Source organism: Nostoc sp. 2RC, from assembly GCF_014222165.1.
GTDB lineage: Bacteria > Cyanobacteriota > Cyanobacteriia > Cyanobacteriales > Nostocaceae > Nostoc > Nostoc linckia.
Genome location: NZ_JACKZU010000648.1, coordinates 1 through 2,126, shown reverse-complemented (window position 1 = coordinate 2,126; position 2,126 = coordinate 1). Strand labels below are relative to the sequence as shown.

Here is a 2,126-nt window from a genome sequence, read left to right as displayed (position 1 = left end):
GGGTAAGGGGAAAAGGGGAAAGATTAAATTTATTCCTTTTCCCTTTAACCTTTAACCTTTTCCCCTGCCTCCCCTGCCCAATGCCCAATTCAGTTACCAAATACCACTTTGTGAGTCTGAGGATTGTACTAATTGACACGAAATAATGAGACTGATGAATGCCAAGATTTAAAGATAAAGATGCCCTCAGGATATTGAAAGTACTATGCCAGAATTACACCAATCAATTGCTCAGCATTATCACCAACGGACTAAATACGACCCTGAAACTCTCGCTTTGAAAACTCAAAGGTTAGACTGGGCTAAGCAGCCAGTACCTTTCAAGGAATACAAAATTGGCTCTATTTACGATCTCAAACCTTATATCCAAGAAAAACCAGAGACGTTTGCTAATAATCCAGATGCTCAATGGTGGGAAAGACTGTCGCGGTTGCTGTTTCGCAGCTATGGATTAACGGCGAAAATGCCTTCTATGGGAAGTGCGGTTTATTTACGTGCTGCTCCCAGTGCTGGGGGGTTGTATCCTGCGGAGGTGTATTTGGTTTCCCGTGGCACGCCGTTATTACCTCCTGGTTTGTATAATTATCAGTGCCGGACTCATTCATTAATGCATTATTGGGAAAGCAATGTTTGGCAAACTCTACAAGCTGGTTGTTTCTGGCATCCTTCCCTAGAAACTACGCAATTGGCAATTATTGTGACGGCGGTTTTTTATCGTTCTGCTTGGCGCTATGAAGACCGGGCTTATCGTCGGATTTTTCTGGATACAGGTCATCTTTTGGGAAATATTGAGTTAGCTGGTGCGATTACTGATTATCGCCCCCATTTAATCGGCGGTTTTGTAGATGATTCAATCAATGATTTGCTTTACATTGATTCACAACAAGAAGGTGCGATCGCCATTCTACCTCTGGCAGATTTGTTAGATATTAATCAAAATCTGCCTTTGGGATGCACTGCACTACCTTCTGCTACGGAAACTAGTTATCCCCAAATCCCTGATGGCGAACTGCTTTCATACTTCCACAAACACACCCAGATTCAACCTGGTGTAACCGGCAAGCTCAATCTACCTGCTGTCAAACAACAAAAATCTTTGGAGGATAAATACAATTTTCCTTTCTGTTTGAAAATTCCCACTAGCACTACACCTATACAGTGGGGAGAAAAACTCTCAGAACTGGAAATCACTATGTACAAGCGGCGTTCTACCCGCGCTTATAATGGCGATGATTTAACTTTTGATGAATTAAAAAATTTACTTGATTTCACCTATCAACCGCGAAATTACATTGACCAAAATTTAGATATTTCTCCTGATTATTTTGATTTGAATTTAATAGAAACGTTTATTGCTGTTTGTGGTGTTAAAGGACTAGAAGCCGGTTGTTATTATTACGCGCCTAAAGCTCAAGAATTACGCCAAATTCGGTTTAAAAATTTCCGGCGAGAGTTACATTTTCTGTGCTTGGGACAAGAATTAGGAAGAGATGCGGCAGCTGTGCTATTTCACACAGCTGATTTGAAGGCTGCTATCGCTCAATATGGCGATCGCGTTTACCGTTATTTACACATGGATGCCGGTCATTTGGGACAACGCCTGAATTTAGCTGCAATGCATCTAAATATAGGTGTTAGTGGCATTGGTGGATTCTTTGATGACCAAGTAAATGAAGTTTTGGGTATTCCTGCTGATGAAGCTGTTTTATATATCACTACATTTGGACGCCCAAGATAAAAAGAACTGCTCCAATGCAGAGGGTACAGAGGTTTTCTGATTTGTCTGCGTCTGGAGCAGCTCGATTTGGATATTAAATTTTTGTTAGCTAATATTTTTGTATAAAATTTCACTTTTAATTTGTCGCAAGGTTAATACCTTTATAATATGCATTTAATGTAATATATGCGACTTTGTAATACATGAGGGCTACTGATGAAGATTGTTTGTTTTTTTATAAAGGTTGTTTAACTATTTGCAAATGTTTATTTAAAATCAAGTAAAATTAATAAATTAATATTTTATAAATATTTGAAAAAAATCAATTATGAGTTTTGCAAAAAACTTAAGTTAATTAAAAAACAGATTTTAGTAAATTCGAGACAATAAAATAATTTTTTAATAAAAT

1 protein-coding gene is annotated in these 2,126 nt (G+C 38.0%); it reads left to right on the top strand.

Translation table 11 applies throughout. The features are described from left to right. Nucleotides 1-205 precede the first annotated feature (205 nt). A complete protein-coding gene (locus tag GNE10_RS34130; RefSeq protein ID WP_185570450.1) occupies nucleotides 206-1,738 on the top strand; it encodes a SagB/ThcOx family dehydrogenase in 1,533 nt (510 codons plus the stop codon). The last annotated feature ends 388 nt before the right edge of the window (nucleotides 1,739-2,126 follow it).